Origin of the sequence: Novosphingobium profundi, from assembly GCF_020524485.1 — a bacterium.
Classification (GTDB): Bacteria; Pseudomonadota; Alphaproteobacteria; order Sphingomonadales; family Sphingomonadaceae; genus Novosphingobium; species Novosphingobium profundi_A.
Genome location: NZ_JAIVLF010000008.1, coordinates 99,331 through 122,517, shown reverse-complemented (window position 1 = coordinate 122,517; position 23,187 = coordinate 99,331). Strand labels below are relative to the sequence as shown.

General features: G+C 64.2%; 18 protein-coding genes and 1 pseudogene. 10 read left to right on the top strand and 9 right to left on the bottom strand.

Features of this window, described 5'->3' with window-relative positions; all coding sequences use genetic code 11:
* From LC060_RS20305 to LC060_RS20290, 4 genes and pseudogenes are all read left to right on the top strand, one after another.
* Positions 1-305: pseudogene (locus LC060_RS20305) on the top strand (hydantoinase B/oxoprolinase family protein); the annotation flags it as partial.
* A 106-nt stretch (positions 306-411) separates the two neighbouring features.
* Positions 412-1,269, top strand: coding sequence for an isocitrate lyase/PEP mutase family protein (locus tag LC060_RS20300; RefSeq protein ID WP_226638523.1), 858 nt, complete (start codon positions 412-414; stop codon positions 1,267-1,269).
* On the top strand, positions 1,269-2,408 hold the full coding sequence (locus tag LC060_RS20295) for a zinc-binding dehydrogenase (RefSeq protein WP_226638522.1): 1,140 nt from the start codon (positions 1,269-1,271) through the stop codon (positions 2,406-2,408). The genes LC060_RS20300 and LC060_RS20295 overlap by 1 nt, the downstream gene beginning before the upstream one ends.
* Before the next feature lie 157 nt (positions 2,409-2,565).
* Positions 2,566-3,360 carry an IclR family transcriptional regulator C-terminal domain-containing protein gene (locus LC060_RS20290; protein WP_039393567.1) on the top strand — a complete coding sequence of 265 codons (795 nt, stop codon included), beginning with the start codon at positions 2,566-2,568 and terminating at the stop codon, positions 3,358-3,360.
* A 98-nt stretch (positions 3,361-3,458) separates the two neighbouring features.
* On the opposite strand, the gene LC060_RS20285 is transcribed toward LC060_RS20290, so the two are convergent.
* From LC060_RS20285 to LC060_RS20270, 4 genes are all read right to left on the bottom strand, one after another.
* Positions 3,459-4,964, bottom strand: coding sequence for an aldehyde dehydrogenase family protein (locus tag LC060_RS20285; RefSeq protein ID WP_226638521.1), 1,506 nt, complete (start codon positions 4,962-4,964; stop codon positions 3,459-3,461).
* Complete coding sequence (locus LC060_RS20280) at positions 4,964-6,115, bottom strand: FAD-dependent monooxygenase (RefSeq protein WP_226638520.1); 1,152 nt, start codon at positions 6,113-6,115, stop codon at positions 4,964-4,966. Before LC060_RS20280 ends, LC060_RS20285 begins: the two co-directional genes overlap by 1 nt.
* 8 nt (positions 6,116-6,123) lie before the next feature.
* Positions 6,124-7,041: a polysaccharide deacetylase gene (locus tag LC060_RS20275; protein ID WP_039393561.1), complete on the bottom strand. Its 918-nt coding sequence runs from the start codon at positions 7,039-7,041 to the stop codon at positions 6,124-6,126.
* Positions 7,042-7,153: 112 nt separating this feature from the next.
* The gene (locus tag LC060_RS20270) at positions 7,154-8,608 is read right to left on the bottom strand and encodes a flavin monoamine oxidase family protein (protein ID WP_226638519.1); all 1,455 of its coding nucleotides are present in this window, start codon (positions 8,606-8,608) and stop codon (positions 7,154-7,156) included.
* Positions 8,609-8,827: 219 nt separating this feature from the next.
* On the opposite strand from LC060_RS20270, the gene LC060_RS20265 reads away from it, so the two are divergent.
* Positions 8,828-9,874: an alpha/beta fold hydrolase gene (locus tag LC060_RS20265; protein WP_226638518.1), complete on the top strand. Its 1,047-nt coding sequence runs from the start codon at positions 8,828-8,830 to the stop codon at positions 9,872-9,874.
* A gap of 126 nt (positions 9,875-10,000) precedes the next feature.
* Positions 10,001-10,639 carry an isochorismatase family protein gene (locus LC060_RS20260; RefSeq protein ID WP_226638517.1) on the top strand — a complete coding sequence of 213 codons (639 nt, stop codon included), beginning with the start codon at positions 10,001-10,003 and terminating at the stop codon, positions 10,637-10,639.
* 33 nt (positions 10,640-10,672) lie between these two features.
* On the opposite strand, the gene LC060_RS20255 is transcribed toward LC060_RS20260, so the two are convergent.
* A complete protein-coding gene (locus tag LC060_RS20255) occupies positions 10,673-11,629 on the bottom strand; it encodes a hypothetical protein (protein WP_226638516.1) in 957 nt (318 codons plus the stop codon).
* 780 nt (positions 11,630-12,409) lie between these two features.
* Here LC060_RS20255 and LC060_RS20250 point away from each other — a divergent pair.
* Entirely contained in the window at positions 12,410-14,836 is a 2,427-nt protein-coding gene (locus LC060_RS20250; protein ID WP_226638515.1) for a TonB-dependent receptor, read from the top strand.
* 181 nt (positions 14,837-15,017) lie between these two features.
* On the opposite strand, the gene LC060_RS20245 is transcribed toward LC060_RS20250, so the two are convergent.
* The 3 genes from LC060_RS20245 to LC060_RS20235 all read right to left on the bottom strand — a co-directional run bounded on the left by LC060_RS20245 (position 15,018) and on the right by LC060_RS20235 (position 18,326).
* Entirely contained in the window at positions 15,018-15,815 is a 798-nt protein-coding gene (locus LC060_RS20245) for a formylglycine-generating enzyme family protein (protein WP_226638514.1), read from the bottom strand.
* 80 nt (positions 15,816-15,895) lie between these two features.
* Entirely contained in the window at positions 15,896-16,960 is a 1,065-nt protein-coding gene (locus tag LC060_RS20240; RefSeq protein WP_226638513.1) for a Gfo/Idh/MocA family protein, read from the bottom strand.
* Positions 16,953-18,326: an MFS transporter gene (locus LC060_RS20235; RefSeq protein ID WP_226638512.1), complete on the bottom strand. Its 1,374-nt coding sequence runs from the start codon at positions 18,324-18,326 to the stop codon at positions 16,953-16,955. The genes LC060_RS20240 and LC060_RS20235 overlap by 8 nt, the downstream gene beginning before the upstream one ends.
* A 203-nt stretch (positions 18,327-18,529) precedes the next feature.
* On the opposite strand from LC060_RS20235, the gene LC060_RS20230 reads away from it, so the two are divergent.
* Positions 18,530-20,089 carry an FAD-binding oxidoreductase gene (locus LC060_RS20230; RefSeq protein WP_226638511.1) on the top strand — a complete coding sequence of 520 codons (1,560 nt, stop codon included), beginning with the start codon at positions 18,530-18,532 and terminating at the stop codon, positions 20,087-20,089.
* A 164-nt stretch (positions 20,090-20,253) separates the two neighbouring features.
* Here LC060_RS20230 and LC060_RS20225 read toward each other — a convergent pair whose 3' ends face one another.
* Complete coding sequence (locus LC060_RS20225) at positions 20,254-21,309, bottom strand: DUF1838 family protein (RefSeq protein ID WP_226638510.1); 1,056 nt, start codon at positions 21,307-21,309, stop codon at positions 20,254-20,256.
* A gap of 215 nt (positions 21,310-21,524) precedes the next feature.
* Between LC060_RS20225 and LC060_RS20220 the strand changes: the two genes are divergently transcribed.
* Both LC060_RS20220 and LC060_RS20215 read left to right on the top strand, forming a co-directional pair.
* Positions 21,525-22,754: a class I SAM-dependent methyltransferase gene (locus LC060_RS20220; protein ID WP_226638509.1), complete on the top strand. Its 1,230-nt coding sequence runs from the start codon at positions 21,525-21,527 to the stop codon at positions 22,752-22,754.
* Between the two features lie 24 nt (positions 22,755-22,778).
* Positions 22,779-23,144: a hypothetical protein gene (locus LC060_RS20215; RefSeq protein WP_226638508.1), complete on the top strand. Its 366-nt coding sequence runs from the start codon at positions 22,779-22,781 to the stop codon at positions 23,142-23,144.
* The last annotated feature ends 43 nt before the right edge of the window (positions 23,145-23,187 follow it).

The window sequence follows — 23,187 nt, the reverse complement described above, 5'->3', positions numbered from 1 at the left end:
TCACCTGGGGCGGCGGTGGCTGGGGCGACCCGCTCGAGCGCGACCCCGCTCTCATCCTCAAAGAAATCGGCCAGGGCCTCGTCACCGAGACCGGCGCTCTCGACTACGGCGTCGTCATCACGAACGGCGCGGTCGACGAGGCGGCCACCCAGGCCCTGCGCGAAAAGATGCGCGCCGAACGCGGCGAGGTCGATGTCTTCAACTTCGGTCCCGACATCGAAACCCTGCGCGCAAACTGCCTCGAAGAAACCGGCCTCCCCGCTCCCAAGCAGCCCATGTGGCGCACGGCGGAAGCGGCCGAATAAGAAACGTGGTTGGTCGGGAGGCACTCCAGGTGGGTGCCTCCCGCTTTCCTGTTCAAGAACATTCAGGGCGGCACGGAACCGACCCTGCACAAGACATGAGGGCCTGATGGCAAATCCGATCTTCCGGGAGAAGCTGCGCGCGGGCAAGTTCTTTGCCGTTCCCGGCGTTCAGGACATGATTGCGGCCGTGATTGCCGACAAGGTCGGCTTCGACCTCGTCTACGGCACCGGCTACTGGCTGACCGCTTCGGCCTGGGGCCTCCCCGACGCCGGCATAGCCACCTACACCGAGATGAAGAACCGGATGGAAACGCTGGTTCGCACGAGCAAGGCCGGGGTCATCGCAGATGGCGATACCGGATACGGCGGCCTGCTCAACGTACACCACACGGTCAAGGGCTACGAGGAAGCGGGCGTCACCGCCATCCAGCTCGAGGACCAGGAATTTCCCAAGAAATGCGGCCACACCCCGCACAAGCGGATCATCGCGGCCGAGGACATGGTCGAGAAGATCAAGGTCGCGGTCGACGCGCGCCAGGATGAGAACTTCGTCATCATCGCGCGCACCGATGCCTACCAGTCCGAGGGCATGGACGGGGTCATGCGCCGCATGGAGGCCTATGCCTCTGCGGGCGCGGACGTCCTCTTCCCCGAGGCGCTGGCCACCAACGAGGAAATCCGCATCGCCTGCCGTGACCTGCCCCTGCCGGTCATGGCCAACATGTCGAACAGCTCGGGCGAACCCATGCCTTCGGCCGAGACGCTGGCCGACCTCGGCCTTGCCTATGCCATCTATCCCTCGCTCATGGCGCTTGCCGCCTGCAGCGCGATGGAGAACGCGCTGCGCGGGCTCAAGGAGCAGGGCACGGCCAATCCGGACGGGCTGTTCAGTTTCAAGGAATTCTCCTCGTTGATCGGTTTCGACGAGGTCACTGCATTCGAAAAGAAGTGGGCGCAGATCTGATGAGCAAGGAAACCCCTGTCATGAACCGCCGCATTGCCGCTGCCGTGCTTTCAAGCTCGGGCGGCCACGCAAAGCCGTACGCGGACAGCGCGCCGCTGGACGTGAAGCCGATCGATCTCGCCGATCCCAAGCCCGGCGAAGTTCTCGTCCGCATTGATGCCGCAGGCATCTGCCACTCCGACCTCTCGGTCGTGAACGGCGACCGTCCGCGCCCGATGCCGATGGCGCTGGGCCACGAAGCTGCGGCCACCGTCCTTGCGCTGGGCGATCCCGAGGAACCGGGCCTTGCCGTGGGCGACCGCTGCGTGCTCGTGTTCCTTCCCTCGTGCGGCCAGTGCGAGGAATGCCTTTCGGGCGAGGGATACCTGTGCAGCGTCGGCGCAGCGGCCAACGGCAAGGGCGAACTCCTGCGCGGCGGCTCGCGCCTGTCCTGCGATGGCGAGACGATCCACCATCATCTGGGCTGCTCGGCCTTTGCCACCCAGGCCGTGGTCGACCGCCGTTCGCTGGTGAAGATCGATTCCGACATCTCGCCCGAAACCGCCGCTCTCTTCGGCTGCGCGGTCCTGACGGGCGTGGGCGCGGTGATGAACACGGCCCAGGTCCGTCCGGGCGAAAGCGTCACTATCTACGGCTTGGGCGGCGTTGGCCTCTCGGCCCTGCTCGGTGCGCTCGCCGCTGGCGCGCAGCCGGTCCACGCTATCGACCCCTCGCCCGCCAAGCGCGCACTGGCGCTCGAACTGGGCGCGGCCACGGCCAGCGCTCCTGGCGAAGACGAAGCCGCGATGGGTAGCGATGTCGTGATCGAGACGGTTGGCAAGGCCGCCGTCCTGGCCGCGGCCTACAATTCGGCACGGCGCGGTGGACGCATCGTCACCGTTGGCCTTCCCAATCCCGACGAGGACCTCTCGATCAAGGCCGTCTCACTTGTCGCCGACGGCAAGACGCTGATGGGCAGCTACATGGGTTCGGCCATCCCTGCCCGTGACATCCCGCGCTACATCAAGCTGTGGCGCGCAGGCCGCCTGCCCATCGAGAAGCTCCTCACGTCCGTGGGGCCGCTCGAGGAGATCAACGAATCGATGGACAAGTTGGCCTCGGGCGAGGCTATCCGACAGGTGATCGTGCCGGCCTGGTAAGGCCGCGCGATCATTGATCCAACTCAAGTTCGCGGAAATTCATGCCGGTAGGCGGATATTGTATCCGCCTACCGGATAAAAACTTGATCTTTGCGGCCATCTGTAATGGAATGGTCATTCTCCGGTTATCGCACGAACCGATCAGGGAGTTTGACCGTTGGAAAAAGGTGTCCCCATCCGCTCTATCACGCGTTCGATATCGGCGCTGAAGGCGATCAACCGTCATGGTTCGCTCTCCATGATGGAAATCGCCAAGGCCGCGGACGTACCCTACCCCACTGCCTGCCGCATCGTGCAGACCCTTCTCTATGAAGGTCTGATCGAACAGGAGCCCTCGCGCAAGCGCTATCGCCCGACCGCTCTGGTGCAGACGCTGGCCACAGGCTTCCAGCACGACGACGAGTTGGTCCGTATTGCCCGCCCGCACATCGTCGGGCTGACCAAGCGCATTGGCTGGCCGGTCTCGATCGCCATCCGCGTGGGCCGCGAGATGATGCTGCGCGACAGCACGCACTCGAACTCGTCACTCACCTTCGAGCACTACTACCCCGGCTTCACGCTGCCGATCCTGGATAGTGCGTCCGGCAAAGTGTCGATGGCCTACGCGCCCGACGAAGAGCGCGAGATGATCCTGCGCTTCATGCGCGTCTCGCAGGACATCGACCTCAACTACCTCGCCACGGCCGAAGTCAGTCTCGATGTCGAGCGCATCCGGGCCGAAGGCTATGCGGTTCAGGGGCGCAACCACTTCAACCTGACGCCGGGTAAGACCTCGTCGGTATCGGTGCCGATCTTCCGCAACGGTCACTACGAGGCGGCGCTGACCATGGTCTTCTTCGTGGCCGCCATGCGCCTTTCGCAGGCCCTCGAACTCTACCTCGACGACCTCAAGGGTACCGCGCAGGCGATCAGCCACGACCTCTCCAACCCCGTTCCGGGCGGCAACGCCTGAGGTCACCCCTTCTCCTTTGATCGGATAGAAAAAGGGCCGGGAAAGCAGATCGCTTTCCCGGCCCTTTCTTGTTGGGTTCGCCCAATCGGCCAAGCCCCTTAGAGGCGCGCGGTGACTGCCTTGGTCTCAAGGTAGGCGTCGAGGCCTTCGTTGCCGAACTCGCGGCCCCACCCGGATTCGCCGTAACCGCCGAAGGGGATGTTGGTGCCCACGGCGCCGTGGCAGTTGATCGAGACGTGGCCCGAACGGATGCGCTTGACCAGGCGGTGCGCGGTCGAGAGATCCTTCGTCCACACGCTGCCCGACAGGCCATAGGGCGTGTCGTTGGCAAGTGCGGCCAGCTCGTCGAGATCGGTGGTCGCCACCTTCTGGATCGCCATCACCGGGCCGAAGATCTCCTCGCGTGTCACGGCCATGTCAGGCGTGCAGTCGGTGAAGATCGTGGGGCGGATGAAGTTGCCCGGACGGTCAAGCTTCTCGCCGCCCGCCACGAGCGTGGCACCCGCCGCCTTCGCGCCCTCGATGTAGCCCATGACCTTGGCGCTATGCGCGTCGGAGATCATCGGCCCCTGCATCGAGCCCATGTCGAGGCCGTGGCCCAGCGTCATGGAGTTCGCGAAACCGGCCAGCCCCTCGACCAACTGGTCGTGGATGCTCTCGTGCACGAAGATGCGCGTGCCGGCCATGCAGTTCTGGCCCTGCAGGAAGAAGGTCGCCATCGAGACGCCGGGAATGGCCAGGTCGAGGTCGGCGTCGGGCATGACCATGACCGGGCTCTTGCCGCCCAGTTCCAGGCTCACCCGCTTGAGGTTGCCCATCGAGGCCGCGATGATCCGCTTGCCGGTCGCGGTCGAACCAGTGAACGAGATCTTGTCGACGCCCGGATGCTCCGACAAGGCCGCGCCCGCGTCCTGGCCAAGGCCGTTGACGATGTTGACCACGCCTTCGGGGAAGCCCGCATCGCAGATCATCTGGCCAAGCGCCAGGACCGAAAGCGGCGTCATTTCCGAAGGCTTGACCACGACCGTGCAGCCTGCGGCGAGCGCGGGTGCCATCTTGAGGATCGCGGTCGAGAGCGGCACGTTCCACGGCACAATCTGACCGGCCACGCCGACAGGTTCGCGCAGGGTGTAGGTCAGCGCCTCGGTTTCGTCGGCGATGTGGCGCGGCGGGGCGATGGTCGTGCCCTCGATCCGCATGATGGCGCCGGCGTAGTAGTCGATCATCTCGACCACGTTCGAGGTGGTGAGCCCGGCGATGAAGCGCGGCATGCCGTTGTCGAGAATGTCGAGCTCGGTAAGGAGCGTCGCGTTCTCCTCCATGATCCGGGCCAGCTTGTGCAGGATCGCGGTGCGCGCGGCGACCGTCATGCGACCCCAGCTGCCATCGAACGCCTTGCGCGCGGCGGCAACCGCCTTGTCGACCTCGGCCTTGCCGCCGGTCTGGAAGGTAGTGAGCGCCAGGCCCGTGGCCGGGTCCAGCGTCTCCATCTCACCGCTGCCCTCGACCCACTCGCCGCCGATCAGCAGCTTGTGGGTCTGGCCGAGGAAAGCCTCGGTCTCGGGCGCAATGGCGTGACCGTCGAAACGGGTTGCCTGGGTCATCAGACCTCCACCGTGCGCGGATCGTACTCGAACAGGCCGAGCGATTCCTCGTCCTTCATCTCGCCAAGACCGAACAGCGAAGTGTCCTGGCCCTGCATGCGGTCGGCGTTGTTGTTCGATTCACCCTGGATGAAGGTTGCGCGTTCATGGCGCGCATCCTGGTAGCGCTTGAGGCCCTCGGCAATGGTGTCCGAAGCCTTGAGCGCGCGGGCGAGAACAACCGCATCCTCGATGCCGCACGCCGCGCCGTGGCCGAGGAACGGCGTCATGGCGTGGGCCGCATCGCCGATCAGGGTGACGTTGTCGTCGATGATCCAGCTGTCGAGCGCGGTGCGCGCGTTGAGCGCCCACTTGTACATCGGCTGCTGGCAGGCCGCATCGATCAGGCGCTGCGCGTCGCCGCACCAGCCCTGGTAGACCTTGCGGATTTCTTCGGGGTCGACCGGCGTCGTCCAGCCATCGTCGGTCCAGCCTTCCTGGCGGGCGAAGAACACGAGGTTCATCGCCTCGTAGTTGCGGATGTTATAACGCGTGATCATCGCGCCCGGACCGATGATGATGCCCGGGAAGTCCGAGAGATCCTTGATGTCCTCGGTCACGGGCACCAACGTGCGCCACGCGACGTGGCCGGTGAAGTGCGGCTCCTTGGGATCGAAGCGCTCGCGGATGACCGACTTCACACCGTCCGCGCCGATGAGCAGGTCACCGCTGACGGTCGAACCGTCGGCAAGCGTGACCGTGGTGCCTTCGCTCGAGACGACGGGCGCGCCGCAGCGCAGGTCCACGCCCGACGTGCGGGCCGCTTCGGTCAGGACCTCGTGCAGGTCGGCACGATGGATGGTGAGGTACGGCGCGCCGTACTTGTCCATCTGGCCGGTGCGGTCCTTCTCGACGAGCGTGCGCCCGTCTTCCCAGTGCTGGATGCGCTGGCGGGCCGGCTCGACACCGGCCTTGGTCGCTGCCTCGCAAGCCCCGATGAAATCGAGGCCCTTCATGGCGTTGGGCGAAAGCGTGACGCCCGCGCCGATTTCACCGAACTCGGGCGCGCTTTCGAGCAGGGTCACCGCAAAGCCCTGCTGGGCAATCGCGGCGGCCGCGGTCATGCCGGCGATACCACCGCCGACAATCAGGATCTTCTCAGGACGGCTCATGGGTCTTCTTACCCTTCCAGCTGGCCGGGGATGTGGCTCTCGTGATTTTCGAGGTACCACGCGGCGATTTCCTCACGGGTGGCCCACCAGACGCCCGGAAGCGACTTGGCGTGCTCGATGAATTCGCGCAGCGCGCGCACGCGGTGGGCGCGGCCCGAGACGTGCGGGTGCAGGCCCAGGTTCATGATGCGGCCGGTCTTCTCACCTTCGGCGTAGAGCACGTCGAGTTCCTCGATGAGCGCATCGCGGTACTGGTCGGTGGTGAAGTTCTTGCGCGTGATGAAGGTGAAGTCGTTGATCTCGTTCGAGTAGGGAACCGAGACGATCGGACCGTTGGGCGTGCGCAGCAGGTAGGGCTGATCATCGTTCATGATGTCGCAGTAGAAGGTGCAGCCCTGCTCGGCGAGGATGTCGGCGGTCTGCAGCGTGCCGCGCAGCGAGGAGGACAGCCAGCCCTTGGACTTGCGGCCGGTGTACTTCTCGAACTGGGCGAGGCTGCGCATGATGATATCACGCTCGGTCTCGGGATCGTGGGCGAAGTTGGTGAGAAGCTCGCCCTGCTCCCAGTTGTGGGTGAGGAGTTCCCAGCCACGCTCGAGGACGGCGTCGGTCATCGCCTTGCGGCGCTCGAAGGTGACCGCGTTGGTGGTGCAGCTGGCCGGAACGCCCAGTTCGTCGAACAGGTCGAACAGGCGCCAGATGCCGACGCGCTGGCCGTATTCACGCCAGGAGAAGTTGGGGAAGTCGGGCGTGTTGCCCGGCAGGATGTCGGGAAGGATCGCCGGGCCACCCGCGTAATACGGCTTGTCGGTGTCCTTGGTGAGATCCCAGGTTTCCAGATTGAACGTCAGGATCAGGGCCACGCGCGCGCCGTTGGGCCACTTGAGTGGCTTGCGCTGCGGAAGGGGGACGTAATCATATTCCATGGGGCTAATCTCACTTGCAACGTGTTGAGGGACAGGGACCATATTTCAGGGCCCCTCCCCCACTCTTTCCGAACGAATGTCCGACTTACGGATAGGCGTGATCGCCTGCCGGTCAGACTCCGAGAACTTCGAGCACCGCCCTTTCGGCACTTTCCATCGCTCCTTCAAGGCCGCGCGCGCTCGTGGCGAGGTGTTCACCACAGAAGTGCATGTTGCCCGCAGGCTGCGCCATGTCGTTGACCCAGGTCGACTGGCCCGGCGCGAGGTACGAGACATCACCGCCGTTAAAGCGCTCCTTGGCCCACGAGAAATAGGTGTGCGCCTTGACCTTGCCCTTTGCGGCAGGACGCAGTTCCTCGATGCGCTTGACGATCATCTGCTTGACCGCCTCGGGGTCCATGCGATCCCAGTAGAGCGCGAGGTTGCCGCGGGCCTGGACGATGAAGCCGGTAATCTCGTTGGGATCCTCGCCGTAGCGCTGGGGCATGACGTTGCCGAGGAGACCATCGGTCCACATGCCAGGCGCCAGGCCGTCTTCTTCCCAGAACGGGCTCTCGGCGGTGATGAAGGCCATCGAGATGGGCTGGTAGCCCAGCTGCGCGACAGCTTCGGCCTGCACACCATTGAGTGCCGGATCGATCTTGACGTTGCGCAGCGCCGAAAGCGGCAGCGAGCAGATGACCTTGGGCGCGGTAAAGCGCGAACCATCGGCGCAGAAGACGGTGGTGCCTGCATCTTCCTGCACGATGCCAAGAACCTCGCGGCCCAGCAGGATATCGCCCTTGATCTGCTCGGCGAGCGCAATGGGAAGCTTCTGGTTGCCGCCCTTGACCGCCAGCGATTCCATGCCGGCCGCCATCATCGTCTTGATGAAGCCGTCGTTGAATTCCATCATCAGCGACGAGGTGCCATAAGCATTGACGCCGTAGTAGGGTGCCAGATCGTTCGCGAGGTGGATCGCGGCGTCCGAAAGGCCCTGAGCCTTGAGGAATTCGTGCAGCGAAACGTCGAGCGCGGCGTTGGCCGGATCGCTCCAGAGCGTCCAGTCCTCCAGCCTGCCGTTCTGCGCCACGAGCATGCCAACGAGTTCGCCCGGCATCACGCTCTTGTACTGCTCGGGGAAGGGATTGCCCGGGAAACGGGCCCATTCCTCGCGGGTCATCGCGGTATTGCCGATGTAGACCTGCGAAGGCGGACCGATACGATAGCGGGCTCCGACTTCCTGCAGTTCAACACCTGCGCGCTGGGCAGCATCGATGCCGCGGCCATAGCCTGCCGCCATCGAATTGAAGCCCATCTCCGGGTAACCGGGCTGGTCCATCAGGGTAAGGATGCGGCCGCCCACGCGCTCGCGCGCTTCAAGGATGGTCACCTTCATGCCCATTTCCTCAAGGAGATGCGCCGAGTGGAGGCCGGAGATACCCGCGCCCAGGATCAGCACATCGGGCTGTCCGGCCGAAGCGGAGGCTTTCATGGTCGGGGCGGCGTGTGCGAACCGTGCTCCCGTCATGGCGCCAAGGCCCAGGGCCGAGGCCCCCAGCGTGAACTTGCGGCGATCAAATCCCATGAGAACCCCATACTCCTTGTCTGTCTCGACGCGCCGGCCGCTGATGCGGGCAGGCGTCACTTATGGACTCCTTCCTAATGCGCTCGGGCACGGCTCGAAAGCACGTCCATTGGCTCACCACCTGTCGGATAAGTTTTCGAGATCGTGCGTTGCGCAAGGCCCCCGCGATAGGCATGCCGGGATACGAAATCCCGTCGACAAGCCGAGGAAGCTCCCACGATGCCGCGTATTTCCCGCAAGCTCTCCCTTCTCGTCGCGCTCGCCTGCTCGGTGGCTGGCGCTGGCCTCGCTGCAACGCCTGCCGCCGCACAAATTCTCTCGGCACCCAAGGACCTCTCGAAGTACCCCTTCCTGAAGGTCAAGGAACTGCGCAAGATGTATGGCGATGCGCAAAGCCGCTATGTGAAGATCGGCGACCTCACCATTCACTACAAGGACGAGGGCCCGCGCGATGCCCCGGTCCTCCTGATGGTGCATGGCTCGGAAAGCTCGATGCGCACCTATGACCGCGAGACCGAGCTCCTCAAGGACCGCTATCGCATCGTGCGCATCGACCTGCCGAGCTATGGCCTGTCTGATGGCCCCACCGACACATCCCTGGAAACGCTGCAGCCGACCGACATTCCGATCGGGGTGCTTGATGAGCTGGGCATCACCAAGGTGACCTACGTGGGCGTCTCCAGCGGTGGCACCATGGGCATGTACCTGGCCGCGCGCCGCCCCGACATGGTCGAGCGCCTGATCCTTTCGAACACACCGTCGGATCCTGTCGACGTCAGCCACCTGAAGATGTCGCAGGAATTCCTAGACGCGGTCGCCAAGGCGCAGGAAACCGGTTGGCGCGGCCCCGATTTCTGGGACCTGTTCCTGACCTACTTCGCCGGTGATGGTTCGCGCATTTCCGAGCAGACGAAGAAGGAATACTTCGACTTCTACCGCCGCTTCCCGGAAAAGCACCTCGTCGGCCTCATCGCCCGCATCGGGGATGGCAAGCAGGCCGCCATCGAGATGGCCAAGGTCAAGACGCCCACGCTCCTGATCTGGGGCACGGCCGATCCGCTACTCCCGGAATCGGCCGCGGATGCGATCTCGCGCTACCTCAAGAACGCGCAGATCTCGCGGGTGCTGATGCCTGATGTCGGCCACTACCCGCCGCTCGAGGTTCCCGACCGCTTTGCCCAGCTCGTCGCCGCCTACGTCGAGGCTGGAACCCCGATCCTGCCGACGGCGACCGACGCCGAGCCCGACGCGGCGCCCCAACCCTGACCGTCCTGCGGAAGCGCAGGCGCTTGCCGCTTGCCTTCCCGCCTTCTCCCGATACGCCCACGAGGCCAGCGCGGATCGTTCGCTAGGTCCCGCACCCACGCCTCGAACAGAACAAGGATTGCCCCCATGAGCAGCGAAGAAGACCTCCTCGCCAACTACAAGAAGGCCTACGACAACAAGGTCGGCTTCGGGACGCGCCCCGCGCTTCTCCTGATCGACTTCTGCCAGGCCTACTTCGAGCCGAGCAACATGCTCTACTCCGAAGTCGAGGATGCGATTGCCTCGGCGCTGCGCGTGCGTGCCGCCGCGCGTGAGGCTGGCATCCCGGTCATTCTCACGAACGTCGTCTACCACCCCTCGGGCTTCAACGGCGGGCGCTTCTTCGAAAAGGCGATGCCGCTCCAGAACTTCACGCAAGGCAACCCGATGGGCGCCTGGGGGCCGGGCCTGGAACCCTTCGAGGACGAACTGATCGTCTCCAAGCAATACCCGAGCGCGTTCTTCGGGACTTCGCTCGCCTCGACCCTGACGGCCGCCGGATGCGACAGCGTGATCCTCACCGGCCTGACGACGTCGGGCTGCGTGCGTGCGAGCTGCGTCGATTCGATGAGCCATGGCTTCCGCACGGCCGTCGTCGCCGAAGCCTGCGGCGACCGCCACGCGGGGCCCCACGATGCCAACCTCTTCGACATGAACGCGAAGTACGCCGACGTCGTCAGCGAAGCGGAAACCATTGCCTATCTCGAAGGCCTGAAGTCGGCCTGATCAGTGTCTCCAGGCGGCCTCGGCGAAACGCGCTCAGGCCGCCTGGAAGAATTCGAAGCGGGCGCCCCATGGGGTCATGCATGCAAGAGCGCGCATCGGCCCATGGGGCCGCCACTCAAGCGATACGGGCTGCGAAAGCGTACAGCCTTCCCCCGCCATGCGGGCCGCAATCACATCGACATCCGTGACCGCAAAGCGCAGCCCCGCCCAGCCTCTTCCGGGCCGGGGTACCCCACGAAAATCGCGCCCACCGCAGTCGAACGCGATCACCTCGACCGAGCCCTCCATGCGCCCATGGGGATGATAGATGCCGATCTTCATCGGGATCTTCGGCGCCAGACCCGGCGGAAAGCCCATACAGTTCGCGCCGTCCTGTGCGGCGGCATACCCTTGCGTTTCCTGAACCGGCAACCATCCCAGTGCATCGACGAAGAGATGCCGGGCCGCCTCGAAATCAGGGACGATTTGCGTAGAATTGAAGATCCAGGACGTTGCCCCGCCAATACCGGCATAACCTTCGAGCGGCGGATACACTCTTTGCATGGCTGCAACACAGATCCCGTCCGCATCCGGCTCAACCACTTCGCGAACCGCCAGGGAACCGAAGTCCCAGTCCGTGACCGGGGCCGGACAATGAAAGCCCTGCGCTCCAAAGGCCGCGTGCACGGCATCGAGATCATCGAAGGCGCGTATGTTGACGTCGAAAATTCCGCCGTGGTCCCAAGCTTGCGCTCCCTCACGATCAAGAGGAAGCGGAGGGCCATCCAGAGACAGAAAGCGCACGGCTCCCCGCTCCGAATCCGGGTGTCGGACGAGCACTTCACGGCCCGAAATGGCTGAGCCCACCCCCAGGAATTGCAGGACCTGTGGTGAGGCAGTGCCCTGAAATACTTCGATATAACCCGTGGCAGCACAGAATCGCGTCGCACTTGCCGAGGCATCGCTCACAAGCCCCAGGGCTTCCTGAAATCCATTGTCGCAAGAAATCATGCGCCAAAGCCTGACGCAGTTTCCGGATCGACCACCTGATCCACGCCGCCGTCACCACCTGTCGGATAGAGATGCCGATACGCGATGGCACGAAGCCAAGGTCGAATACCTGTATGGCCATGCACAGCACGCCCCCCGCCTGCTCTCGCATTCACCTCGGCACCGGCGCGACACCTGACGCGACCGTCCGCTGGAGTGATGGGATGAGCCCGCTACCGCACTTTGCGGCAGCCCCGGAAGCGGTGGTGGGCGTAATGTTTGCGAGCTGGCTCGAACCCGACAATGTTGTCGCCTCAGTGCGCGGCCCGATATCGGCAGTTCGCCCGGGAATGAAGCAAGCGTCTTCGCACTCGAGAACGCCAGTATGGCACAGCCATCGTCCACTAAGAGGACGTTGCGCAAACTCGCTCACGCAGCAGATTCCTGATAAGTGTACGAAATTATCTTGCCTGACAGACGTCCAACCATCCGACAGGCGAATAGCAAACAGAATTGACAACCATCTAACCAAGGTCGCGGCCAATCTCTCCACTGCATACGACGCATAGGTAAAACACCCGAAGCGTAGAGGCCTCCCAAAGAGAAGCCGGTATGCACAAGAGAACACAAGATCACCCGAAAACCGGATGCTGAGAGTTCAGGGACTATCGAGGCGTATGCACGTGCATTCGCCTCCCTTCGGTTAGCGAAAAACTGAATCCCGGTCGCTGGATACCGGGACCGTTACTTCAAACGCCTCCCCATGGGGCGCATCAAAGATCTAATATTGAGGGGTCTTCTATGAATCGTACTGCAAACACCATGCGGCTCGCCTCGACGCTGTCGACGCTCGCCGTTGCCGGCAGCCTGCTTTACGCAGCGCCTGCCTTCGCCCAGAACGCGGCTCCGGCCTCCGTTCCCGGCGAAATCGTCGTCACCGCGCGTAAGACCGGTGAAGACATCCTGAAGACCCCGGTCACCGTCGATGCCGTCACCTCCGAGGAACTCGACGTTCGCGGCATCGTCTCGATGAACGACGTGGCAGCGGCTTCGCCGGGCATCAACATCAACAACTCGTCCTCGGGCCACGCCGACCGCTCGTTCCAGCAGGTCGTGCTGCGCGGCTTCACCCCCTCGACGACGCTGGCAACCACGGTTTCCTCGTTCATCGACGGCGTTCCCGTGTCCTCGCCCTCGCAGATCAACAACGTCTCGAGCCCCGCGCGCGTCGAGATCCTGAAGGGTCCGCAGAGCGCCTACTTCGGCCGTAACACCTTCGCTGGCGCCGTGAACGTCGTCACCCAGACCCCGGACGGCTACTGGGGCGGCGAAATGATGGGCATGATCGGTACGCGCGACAACTGGCGTCTGCGCGGCGCGGTCGAAGGTCCGATCATCGAAGACCTCATCGCCTTCCGCGTCACCGGCGAGAAGTACTCGAAGGGCGGTTCCTACGAGAACCAGAACGGCGTCACCCTCGGCGACCAGTCGAGCGTCATCGGCACCGCAACCCTTTCGATCACGCCTTCCGACGACGTCAAGATCAAGCTCTTCGGCATGATGAGCGAAGACAAGGACGGCCCGGCCGCCCAGACCCGTCTCTACGCCCGTGACGTTTTCGACGCAGACGGCAACCAGGTCATCCAGGGCCAGGCCAACGGCACCACGCAGGCTGGCCTCCCCTGGTTCTTCGGCACCGTGCCCTCGATTGCCAACCCGGTCACCGCGAACGTCGAGAACACCACCCAGATCCGCCAGTTCCTGGCAATCAACAACAACCGCGTCGTGAACGCCAACGACGGCGTTCAGGGTTACGGCCTGCGCCGCAAGACCACGCACTTCCACGGCACCGGTGACTGGGAAGTCGTCGACGGCGTGACCGCGACGGTCCTTGGTGGCTACAACAAGGAAACCTGGTCGACCCTCATCGATCTCGACGGCTACGACACCAGCTCGCTTGGTTTCGACTTCCCGTACCTGATCGAGCGCAAGGTCGAAGACTGGTCGATCGAAGGTCGCCTCGCCTATGAAAGCGATCGCTTCCAGGGTGTTGTCGGCGTCAGCTACCTGCAGTCGGACCTCTACCAGGGCCTCGGCGGCGGCTTCAACCTGACCGAAAGCGGCCTGAGCGCCGGCGGTCCGAGCCGTTCGCAGACCACCGGCTTCTTCTTCGGCGCCACCTACGACCTGACCGACACCCTGTCGATCAGCGCCGAAGGCCGCTACCAGATCGACAACCTCAAGGCGTTCACCGCGGCAGGCGGCCTGACCGTTGCAGCCGACGAGAACGGCAACAACCCGTTCTTCACGCCCGGCACCTACAACGGCCTCATCACCTCGGCCAAGTACAAGAACTTCACCCCGCGCATCATCGTCAACTGGGACATCAACCCCGACATGATGGTCTACGCATCGTGGGCGAAGGGCGTGAACCCGGCGCAGTTCAACACCACGATCCTCGACGACCGCATCGAAGTGATGCAGGCCGCCGTCGACCAGGGTGGTGCTCTCGCCATCGAACCTGAAAAGGTCACCAACTACGAACTGGGCCTCAAGGGTCGTTCGATCGACGGCACGTTCCGTTACGCCGTGGCAGCCTACTATGCCCAGTGGCGCAACCAGATCAACACCGTCCAGATCATCGTTCCCGATGACAGCGAAAGCACGGGCTTCTCGTTCGTGAACACCGCTGCGAACGCCGGTTCGGCTGACCTCTACGGCATCGAGGCCGACGTCTCCTGGCGCCCCCTCGACTTCCTGACGATCGATGCCGCTGGTGCGTACAACGAGAGCGATATCAAGGAGTTCGCCAGCCCGACCGTGACCGCCCTCACCGGCATCACGGACTTCAACGGCAACGATCTGAAGAACACCTCGAAGTACTCGGCCAACGTCGGCGTCACCTTCGCAGGCGACATTGCGGATTGGGACAACGGTTCCTGGTTCGTGCGCGGTGACTGGAACTTCAAGTCGGGCGTCTACAGCAACGAGGCGAACCTCGCCAAGCTGCCCGACCTGCACCTGTTCAACGCACGTGCGGGTGTGACCCACGGCAACATCTCGGTCGATGTGTTCGTGAACAACATCTTCAACAACCACACCCCGGTGTCGGTCTCGGACAACTACACGTTCACGCCGAACTTCGCCTACACCGGCACCTTCTCCGCGCTCATGCTGGGTCTCAATGACCTGCGCACCGCGGGCCTGCAGGCTTCGATCAAGTTCTGATCCAGGCCGTCCGCAGGACGAACGAAAAGGGCCCGGGAGCAGCAATGCTCCCGGGCCTTTTCGTGTGAGCAGGCCAGTCAAACGCGCAAGCCCTGGCGATAATCAAACAGGCATCAAAAAAAGCCCGGTGCGACCCGCGTGGTTGCACCGGGCTTTCCGCTATCGGGAGATGTGGGGAGCCTCAGTCCTGGGGCATCTCGCGCGCGACGCGAAAGCCCAGGTGGTCGTTACGCGCGCCCGGCGGATCGCCGATGCGCTGGGCGGCGCGAACGCTCCAGCCCTGAAGGCTCCACCCGCCGCCGCGCACATTGCGCAGTTCGCACGGGCCCGTCAGCCAGGCCGAGCCATCATCGGGCGCACCTTCATAGCTGTCATGGTGGCAATCCTGCGTCCACTCGGCAACATTGCCGATGACATCGTGCAGACCGAAACCGTTGGGCGCGTAGCTTCCCACAGGCGTTGTCCGGTCCAATACCTGCGCCGCGTTGGCCTTGTCAGCCGACAAGGCATTGCCGAAAGGATACCAGGTCTGGGTGCCACCACGCGCGGCGTAGGCCCATTCGGCTTCGCTCAGCAACCGATAGCTCGCGCCGGTCTTTGCGCTCAGCCATGCCACATAGCTCTGCGCATCGGCGAAGTTCACATTGATGACCGGGCGGCGGCCGCGGCCCCACCCAGCGTCATCCGGCCGGTAGCCGTTGCAGCCGCCATCGGCGACGCAAGCGTCCCACTGCGCGAAGGTCACCTCGTAGCGACTGACAGCGTAACGGTAGCCGATGGTAACCGGGTGGCGCGGCTCTTCCATCGTGTCGAACATGGCAAGAACGCCCAGGGTGCGGCGCTCCTCCTCGCTCGAACCCATGACGAAGCTGCCCTCTGGCACCACGACCATCTCGGGGCAATCGCGGCATTCGGCAAAGGCGCTGCCAGCCACGCGCGGCGGGAACACCGGGGCAGGAGCCGCGACCTTGGCGGGCACGTGCCCATTTGGTTCAGGCGGCGCGGCACCGACAGGCGATGTGAGCGCACTCGCCCCAAGGGCAAGCGTAAGCAACGACCTCACTGCGGCATATCCGCCAGCGGGGGATCAATAGCGTCCGCCGCCGAGTTCGCGCGCGCCGAAGCTTTCACCCGGTCGATCAGCGCGATGAGACGCGCGGCATCGCGCCCCGTGGGCAGACGGTGCGGCTTGCCGCGCACGGCAGCGTGCATCTCGGAGAGCTGGTCGGCGAAGTAGTGTCCCAGCGTGCGCCCGCCCATGCGGCGCGGATCGATGAGCACGCCTTCGGGCGGATGGACCAGTTCCTCGCCATTCCAGCGCAGGATCTCACCATGCTCGATCTCGAGCACGCCCTTGTCGAAGTGCAGCACCTTGCGGTCGAGGACGGCAGGCTGGTTGTAGGAGATGTGGACGCTCGCAAGGCGGCGGCCGGGATAGGCCAGCAGCACCATGGCCTCGTCCTCGCCCTGCCAGCCCGACTGGTGCCGGGCCGCCTCGGCATGGACGCGCACCGGATCGTCCTCACCCATGATAAGCTGGACGAAATCGAGCGAGTGCGGCGCGAAGAGCGAAAGGATCAACCCTTCCTCAGGCGTGCGCGTCGCCCACCAGGGCGCCTGCGGCCCGTCCCAGAACACGCAGGACGATACCTCAAGCGAGCGGAACTTCCCAAAGTCCTCCCAGTGATCGACGATGTAGCGAACCGCATCGTTATGGCGGAAGGTGTGGCCCACGGCAAAGACGAGGCCCTTTTCGGCCGCCAGCTTGGCTAGTGCGAGCGCGTCCTCCCCGGTCTCGGCAGCGGGCTTCTCAACCAGCACGTGCTTTCCGGCTTGAAGCGCAGCCATCGATTGCGCGGCGTGCAGGCCGTTCGGCGTCGCGATGAGCACGGCTTCCACCTCGGGCATGGCGAGCACGTCCTCGAAGTGAACGCATGCTACCGCCCCGAAAGGCTCGGCAGCCGCCTGCGCCTGCGCGGCATCGATGTCATGGGTGGCGACGATGCGTACGGCTTCGGGCCGCGCTTTCGCCGCGTTGAAGTGGGCACCGGAAATGCGCCCGCACCCGATGACGGCAAGGTTGAGCGGCGCGTGCGGCGCGGTCTGTTCGTTCATTTCAGGCATGCGCGGGCGTGGCCCCTCCCTGCGAGTTGGACGGATGTTCGTGGACGTAGCGCCAGATCATCGCAGCCGCGACCAGCTTGGCGATGCCGGGTACGGTGGAATAGCTGACGATGATGCCGGCCAGAGCGCGCGGCGATTGCGGCATCCCCGCACTGGCCGCCGCCGCATCGAAACCGAAGGCCGAGAGGATCAGGCCGACGATGAGCGTCCCGCCCATCGCAATGCCCGCCTTCTCGATGATCGACCAGATTGCCGAGTAGGACCCGGCGCGGTTCTCGCCGTATTCCTCACGCGCCGCGGCAATGCTGTCGGAAAGCAGCGAGAGGACGATCGTGCCCCACCCTGCATTGCAGGCAGCCATCAACCCGGCGAGGACATAGGCGACCTCGATCGGGGCATCGGGCAGGTAGCCCCAGACCAGCGTCACCAGGCCGTGCCCTGCCGCTGCGAGCACATAGGTCAGCTTCTTGCCGAGGCGCTTGGAGACCATCACCCATAGAGGCGATCCGCCCATGACCGCAAAGGCCATGATCGCGGACATCACGCCGATGTCGTGCAGGGGTTCCTCGCGCGCCATGGCGTACTTCACGAAGAAGGGGAAGCTGGCATAGCTGATGCCTGCCGCCACCGTCATGACGATGGCCGAAAGGCACAGGATCATGAAACGGCGGTCCGTGAAGGCGCGGGGCAGGTCGCGTGCGGCAAGCGGCGTTGCCACTTCGGCCGGTTCAGGAATGCGCGCGGCAAAGCGCCAGGCGACCAGCAGGCAGACTAGGCAGATGACCCCGATCGAGCTCATCGTGATGAGGTAGGCCGGGCGGTCGGTGCCCAGCGCGTTGACCGCCATGGGCGCGACCGAGGAGGACATGAGGACGCCAAGACCGGTAAAGGCATGCTTCCAGCCCATAAGTTCAGTGCGCTCGGCCGGATCGGACGACATCTCCGAGAACTGCGCGAGATAAGGCACCGAGAACGTCGAATAGACCGCCATGTAGGCGCTGAAGGTCACGAAGACCCACGCCACCTGGAAGGTCATCGAGGCCTCGGGGACGGCGAAAACGCCCAGCATCGCGAACGGCGCGGCAAGACCGCCGACCAGCAGCCAGCGCCGCCGGGGAAAGCGCGGCGCAAGCCGATCCGAGGCCACGCCGATCCAAAGGTCGAAGACAAGGCTGAAGAAGACCTTGGGAACGAAGATCGCGGTGCCTGCAATCGCGGGCGCCACGCCCATCACGTTCGTCAGATAGAACATGAGGAGAAGGGAGGGCGCATCGCGGAAAAGCTGGCCCGCAACCTGCCCCACGCCGAAACCGGCCTTCGTCGAGGTCGCCAGGCGGCCCGGCAACTTCGCTGCAACAGTATTCATGTACGACTCCCCGCAGGCCCGGAAGCTCGGACCGCCTTTGCCCGGAAGGTGCCCAGAGCATCCTCCACAGGCCCGAACTCGTCGCATTTTACCCGCGCATCGGATAATCGTACAACGGATAACGGAGATAGCACCCTCGCCCCCACGCGGTCGGCGGGCCAAGCACCTTGGTCGAAATTTTCGTTCCTTCAAAGAGAGACCGCATGGCAACCACGGCAAACGACACGACGATCATCGGCGCTCTGGAAAAGGCGCTCGGCCCGGATGCCGTCATCAGCACCGGCGAGAAGCTCGAGTACTTCGCCAACGACGTCTACCGCACCGGCGAAAAGCCGCTGGCGGTGGTACGCCCTGCGACGGTCGAGCTTCTGCAGGAAGCCGTCAAGCTGTGCAGCGAAGCGGGCATCGCCATGGTCCCGCGCGGTGGCGGTGCGTCCTACACCGACGGTTACGTGCGTCAGGAAGGTGGCCACGTGCTGTTCGATACCGGCGCGATCGACACCATCGAAATCGATGAGCGCAACGCCGTCGTGACCTGCGGCGCGGGCGTAACCTGGGCCAACCTCAAGACCGCACTCGACGCCAAGGGTCTTCGCACCCCGTTCTGGGGCCCCTTCTCCGGCATCGCCGCGACGGTCGGCGGCAGCGTCAGCCAGAACACGCTGAGCCACGGCACCACCATTCACGGCATCTCGGCGCAGTCGGTGGTCTCGATGGACGTGGTGCTTGCCAGCGGCGCGCTCCTTTCGACGAGCTCGTCGAAGGCGACCCGCTTCTACGGCCCCGACCTCACCGGCCTGTTCACCGGCGATTGCGGCGTGTTCGGCGTCAAAGCGCGCATTCGCCTGCCGCTCCTGCCCGTTCTTCCCAAGTTCGAATGCCTGAGCTTCGCCTTCGACAGCTTTGCCGACTACCACGCCGCATCGCGCAAGGCCGCCGCGGCCCGTCTCGATGACAGCCACTTCGGCCTCGACCTTGCTCTCTCGCAGGGCCAGATCGGCCGCCAGGAAGGCATGGGCGCGCGCATCAAGATTGCTGCGGACATCCTGCGCAAGGCCCCCAACAAGCTGAAGGGCGTCGCCCAGCTCGTGAAGATGGCCTTCGCCGGCGAGAACCCGATGCGCGCGGGCGCCTACATGTGCCACTTCATCGTGGAAGGCGCGGACGATGACGAGGCCGCGCTCAAGGCCAAGCAGCTGCGCCGCCTGCTCGATGGCCTGGGCCGCGAGATCGCGAACTCGATCCCGACCTTCGTTCACTCGGTACCCTTCGCGCCGCTCTTCAACGTGCTTGGCCCGGGCGGCGAGCGCTGGGTGCCGATCCACGGCGTCCTCGCCCACGACGAGGCGGTCGCCTTTGACGAGAGCTTCAAGGCGCTCATCAAGAGCTACCAGGCGAAGATGGACAAGCTGGGCATCTGGATCGGCACGATGTTCTCGCCAGTCGGCTCGACCGGCTTCCTCTACGAAGTCGCGCTCTACTGGCCCGAGGACCGGACCGCCTACCACACGACCACGCTGGGCGAGGAATACCTCTCGCAGCAGCCCCAGTTCGCCGCAAACCCGGACGCCAGCGCGCTGGCCGACGAACTGAAGGAAGCCATCGTTGCGACCTTCCAGAAGCACGGCGCCGGGCACTTCCAGCTGGGCCGTGCCTATCCCTACCAGCAGCGCCTCTCGGCCGAGGCCAAGTCGCTGCTTGGCGCGATCAAGACCGAGCTTGATCCCAAGGGTCTGATGAATCCGGGCGCGCTGGGTTTCTGATCCGAGCGATCACGTACTAACAAAAGGAAAGCGGCCTCCCCGGATGCGGGCGGGGCCGCTTTCCTTTTGTAACTATCGCCCGCAACACACTGTGAGCGAACAAAAAAGGCCGAGAGCAAAACTCCCGACCTTTTCCTGTTTACGATGCCATCAGACCGTCGGCCTTACTGGCCGCCCCGCTGCAGCGGCTGCGGTGCTGCGGGTGCCTTGGGCGGCTCCCAACCTTCAGGCACCGGTGCGGGCTCATGGTCGTGGATGTAGTTCTCGATGCTCGAGAGCGAGGGACCATAATCGCTCTCGGGCGCGTGCAGCCACTTCTCGCCCATGTTGCGGGCGGCTGCCACGAGATCATCGGGGAGGCCAGCAATGCCGTCTTCAGCGGTGGTGAAGTTGTTGAAGTAGTTGATGTGACCCTCGGCCTGACCCATGAGCATCCAGGGCAGCCACGGGGTCACACGGCTCCAGGCACCCACGTGCTGGATGTGCGTCACATTGGGGTTCAGCACGTCCTTGCGGTTCACCGTGTAGATGAAGTGCTCCGAAACGCGGTTGAACGCGCCCGAGGACTCGCGCACCCACTTATCGGGGGTGAGGCCGTTGGGGTACATCATGTCGATGTCCGAACGCAGGATCAGCGTGTCGTTCGGGCCCTCTTCCCATTCCATCAGGAAGGGCTTGCGCGGCGGCTTGTCCTTGTTGAGGCCACCGTACGACGGCGGTTCGGGCGCCCACTGGCTGATCGTGAAGTTGAACGGATCGTTGGCGATGGGAACCACATCGACGGTCTCGTCGGTATAAGGGTTATACCATTTGTCGATCAGCTTGCCGGTCTCGATGTCACGGTAGAACACGATCTCGCGCAGCAGGCGGCGGTAGGAGCCATCTTCCTGGCGGACCGAGCGCACGACGCTGAAGCCCTCATTGATGAAGAGCTGGCGCACCGGCTCATTGGGGCGCACGCCATAGACCTTGCCCTTGAGCCAGCCCACCTTCTCCTTGGTGGGGTCGATGTCCGCGTCGATGCGCACATAGGTGTCGCGGTTCCACTCCGGATCCTTGAAATCGATCTTCGTCTTGAAGGCCGGGGTCTTGGGGCTGGGACCCTTGGCGCCGGTCGCGGCCTGCGCCAGCGAAGGCGCGGCGACGAGACCCGAGGCAAGCCCTGCGCCAAGTCCGGCCATTCCCAGGCTCTGGCGACGGCTGAATTTCATATCATCCATGGTATGGTTCCCTTTAGGGGGCTGGTGAAATCGGGCGGGACCGGAATCGGCCCCGTCAATTGATCTAGACTTATACTTTTTGTGCTTTCCTTGATCCAGCGCATCGCGATAGGATTGCATGATCGCCAAGCGGATAGCGGACCGGGGCGACTATGCCGCCCCACGCACGGTCCGCAAGAAAACCGCAAGAGCCCGATGAACAGAGGAGTCGCATCATGCTCAATACCTTTCAGCAAGCCGACCATCCGATTCTGCCCAAGGCGACGGCGGATGAGGCTTCCCGCGAAGAGTTCGCCAAGAGCTTCAAGGGCTTCATCCAGTCCACTCTGCTGCCCGGGCTGACCCCGATCTACGAGACCCGCGTGTCCAAGGCGTTCGAGAAGGCCAACGGCCGTCCGCCGGAGAACCGCCGCGACATCCGCTCGGTCATGATCCACGACCTCTACTTCCAGCACTACGCCATGGCCAACCGCACGGCGCAGGAACTGCTGTGGGAATCGGTCAACGTCTCGATCGACCGCCAGCTGCCCGACCTCATCGCGAAGGCCAAGGAGCTGTCCGCGACCAACAAGGGCGAGCTCGTCATTCCCGAAGGCTTCGAGCCCCCGCGTTACGTTACCGCGCTCGACATCCACTGCATGCCCGGCGGCTACTGCTCGGAAGTCACCGAGGACGACGTTTCGGTGGGCGCGCTCTACGACCGCGGTGTGTACCTCTACTCGATGGGCTACACCGGCCCCAACAACGACGACATGGGCCGCTCGGTGGTGAACTACCTCAAGCGCAACATGCCCGACTTCAAGCCCAAGCGCATTCTCGACATGGGCTGCACGGTCGGCCACTCGACGCTGCCCTACAAGGAGCTGTTCCCCGAAGCCGAGGTCTGGGGCATCGACGTGGGCGGTCCCTGCGTCCGTTACGCGCACGCACGTGCGGCAGGCATGGGTCTCGACGTCAACTTCGCGCAGATGAACGCTGAGGAAACCACCTTCGGTGACGAGGAATTCGATCTCGTCGTCAGTCACATCCTGCTCCACGAGACCAGCGGCAAGGCCATGCCGCGCGTGTTCAACGAGGCCTTCCGCGTGCTGAAGCCCGGCGGCCTGATGATCCACGCCGACCTTCCGCCCTTCGACCTGATGGACCCCTTCACCCAGTTCATCCTCGACAACGAGACCTGGTACAACAACGAGCCGTTCTGGGGCGCGATGCGCGACATGGACCAGATCGGCCTTGCCGAGAAGGCCGGCTTCGATCGTGACGCCGTGCGCTTCGACACCGCCCCGATGGCGGTCATGGAGTTCGCCGCAGCCGCGTCGGGCTACAGCCAGGAATCCTCCGAGCACGTCGCCGAGCGTGACTTCACCGCAGGCGAATTCGCACCCGGCGGTGGCTGGGAAGTGCTCATCGCCAAGAAGGGCGAAAAGCAGGCCATCGCGGCCTGAGGCGCAAGCAAGGACAGATATACGATGGACAACACCACCCAAGAGCGCCCGCACGTCATTCGCCACGCCAAGGGCAAGCGCCCCGAGTTCTATGAGACCCCGGGCGTCGATGCCGCGATGTCGATGATCATGGTTCTGGCCAGCGAGCTTTCGGTCGTGCGCGACCGTCTCGACAGCGCCGAGCGCGTGGCCAAGGCCAATGGCCTTGACCTTGCCGCCGGTATCGAGGCTCTCGAACTCGACCAGGACGCCCTGGAAGAGCGCGAAGCACGCCGTCAGGACTTCATGCAGCGCCTGTTCTACCTGCAGCTCAAGGACGCGGACGAAGCGGCCCAGGCGCAGACCTCGGAAGGCTTCGAGGCAACGATCCACGAGATCGCCCAGCCCTGATCGGGCGAAGGGGCTGCCAGCCCCTTCCCCACCAGCCAAGAAA

Coding starts and splice junctions, on each gene's coding strand:
- LC060_RS20300 (WP_226638523.1), top strand. CDS start 412: ATGGCAAATCCGATCTTCCGGGAGAAGCTGCGCGCGGGCAAGTTCTTT.
- LC060_RS20295 (WP_226638522.1), top strand. CDS start 1,269: ATGAGCAAGGAAACCCCTGTCATGAACCGCCGCATTGCCGCTGCCGTG.
- LC060_RS20285 (WP_226638521.1), bottom strand. CDS start 4,964: ATGACCCAGGCAACCCGTTTCGACGGTCACGCCATTGCGCCCGAGACC.
- LC060_RS20280 (WP_226638520.1), bottom strand. CDS start 6,115: ATGAGCCGTCCTGAGAAGATCCTGATTGTCGGCGGTGGTATCGCCGGC.
- LC060_RS20275 (WP_039393561.1), bottom strand. CDS start 7,041: ATGGAATATGATTACGTCCCCCTTCCGCAGCGCAAGCCACTCAAGTGG.
- LC060_RS20270 (WP_226638519.1), bottom strand. CDS start 8,608: ATGGGATTTGATCGCCGCAAGTTCACGCTGGGGGCCTCGGCCCTGGGC.
- LC060_RS20265 (WP_226638518.1), top strand. CDS start 8,828: ATGCCGCGTATTTCCCGCAAGCTCTCCCTTCTCGTCGCGCTCGCCTGC.
- LC060_RS20260 (WP_226638517.1), top strand. CDS start 10,001: ATGAGCAGCGAAGAAGACCTCCTCGCCAACTACAAGAAGGCCTACGAC.
- LC060_RS20255 (WP_226638516.1), bottom strand. CDS start 11,629: ATGATTTCTTGCGACAATGGATTTCAGGAAGCCCTGGGGCTTGTGAGC.
- LC060_RS20250 (WP_226638515.1), top strand. CDS start 12,410: ATGAATCGTACTGCAAACACCATGCGGCTCGCCTCGACGCTGTCGACG.
- LC060_RS20240 (WP_226638513.1), bottom strand. CDS start 16,960: ATGCCTGAAATGAACGAACAGACCGCGCCGCACGCGCCGCTCAACCTT.
- LC060_RS20235 (WP_226638512.1), bottom strand. CDS start 18,326: ATGAATACTGTTGCAGCGAAGTTGCCGGGCCGCCTGGCGACCTCGACG.
- LC060_RS20230 (WP_226638511.1), top strand. CDS start 18,530: ATGGCAACCACGGCAAACGACACGACGATCATCGGCGCTCTGGAAAAG.
- LC060_RS20225 (WP_226638510.1), bottom strand. CDS start 21,309: ATGGATGATATGAAATTCAGCCGTCGCCAGAGCCTGGGAATGGCCGGA.
- LC060_RS20220 (WP_226638509.1), top strand. CDS start 21,525: ATGCTCAATACCTTTCAGCAAGCCGACCATCCGATTCTGCCCAAGGCG.
- LC060_RS20215 (WP_226638508.1), top strand. CDS start 22,779: ATGGACAACACCACCCAAGAGCGCCCGCACGTCATTCGCCACGCCAAG.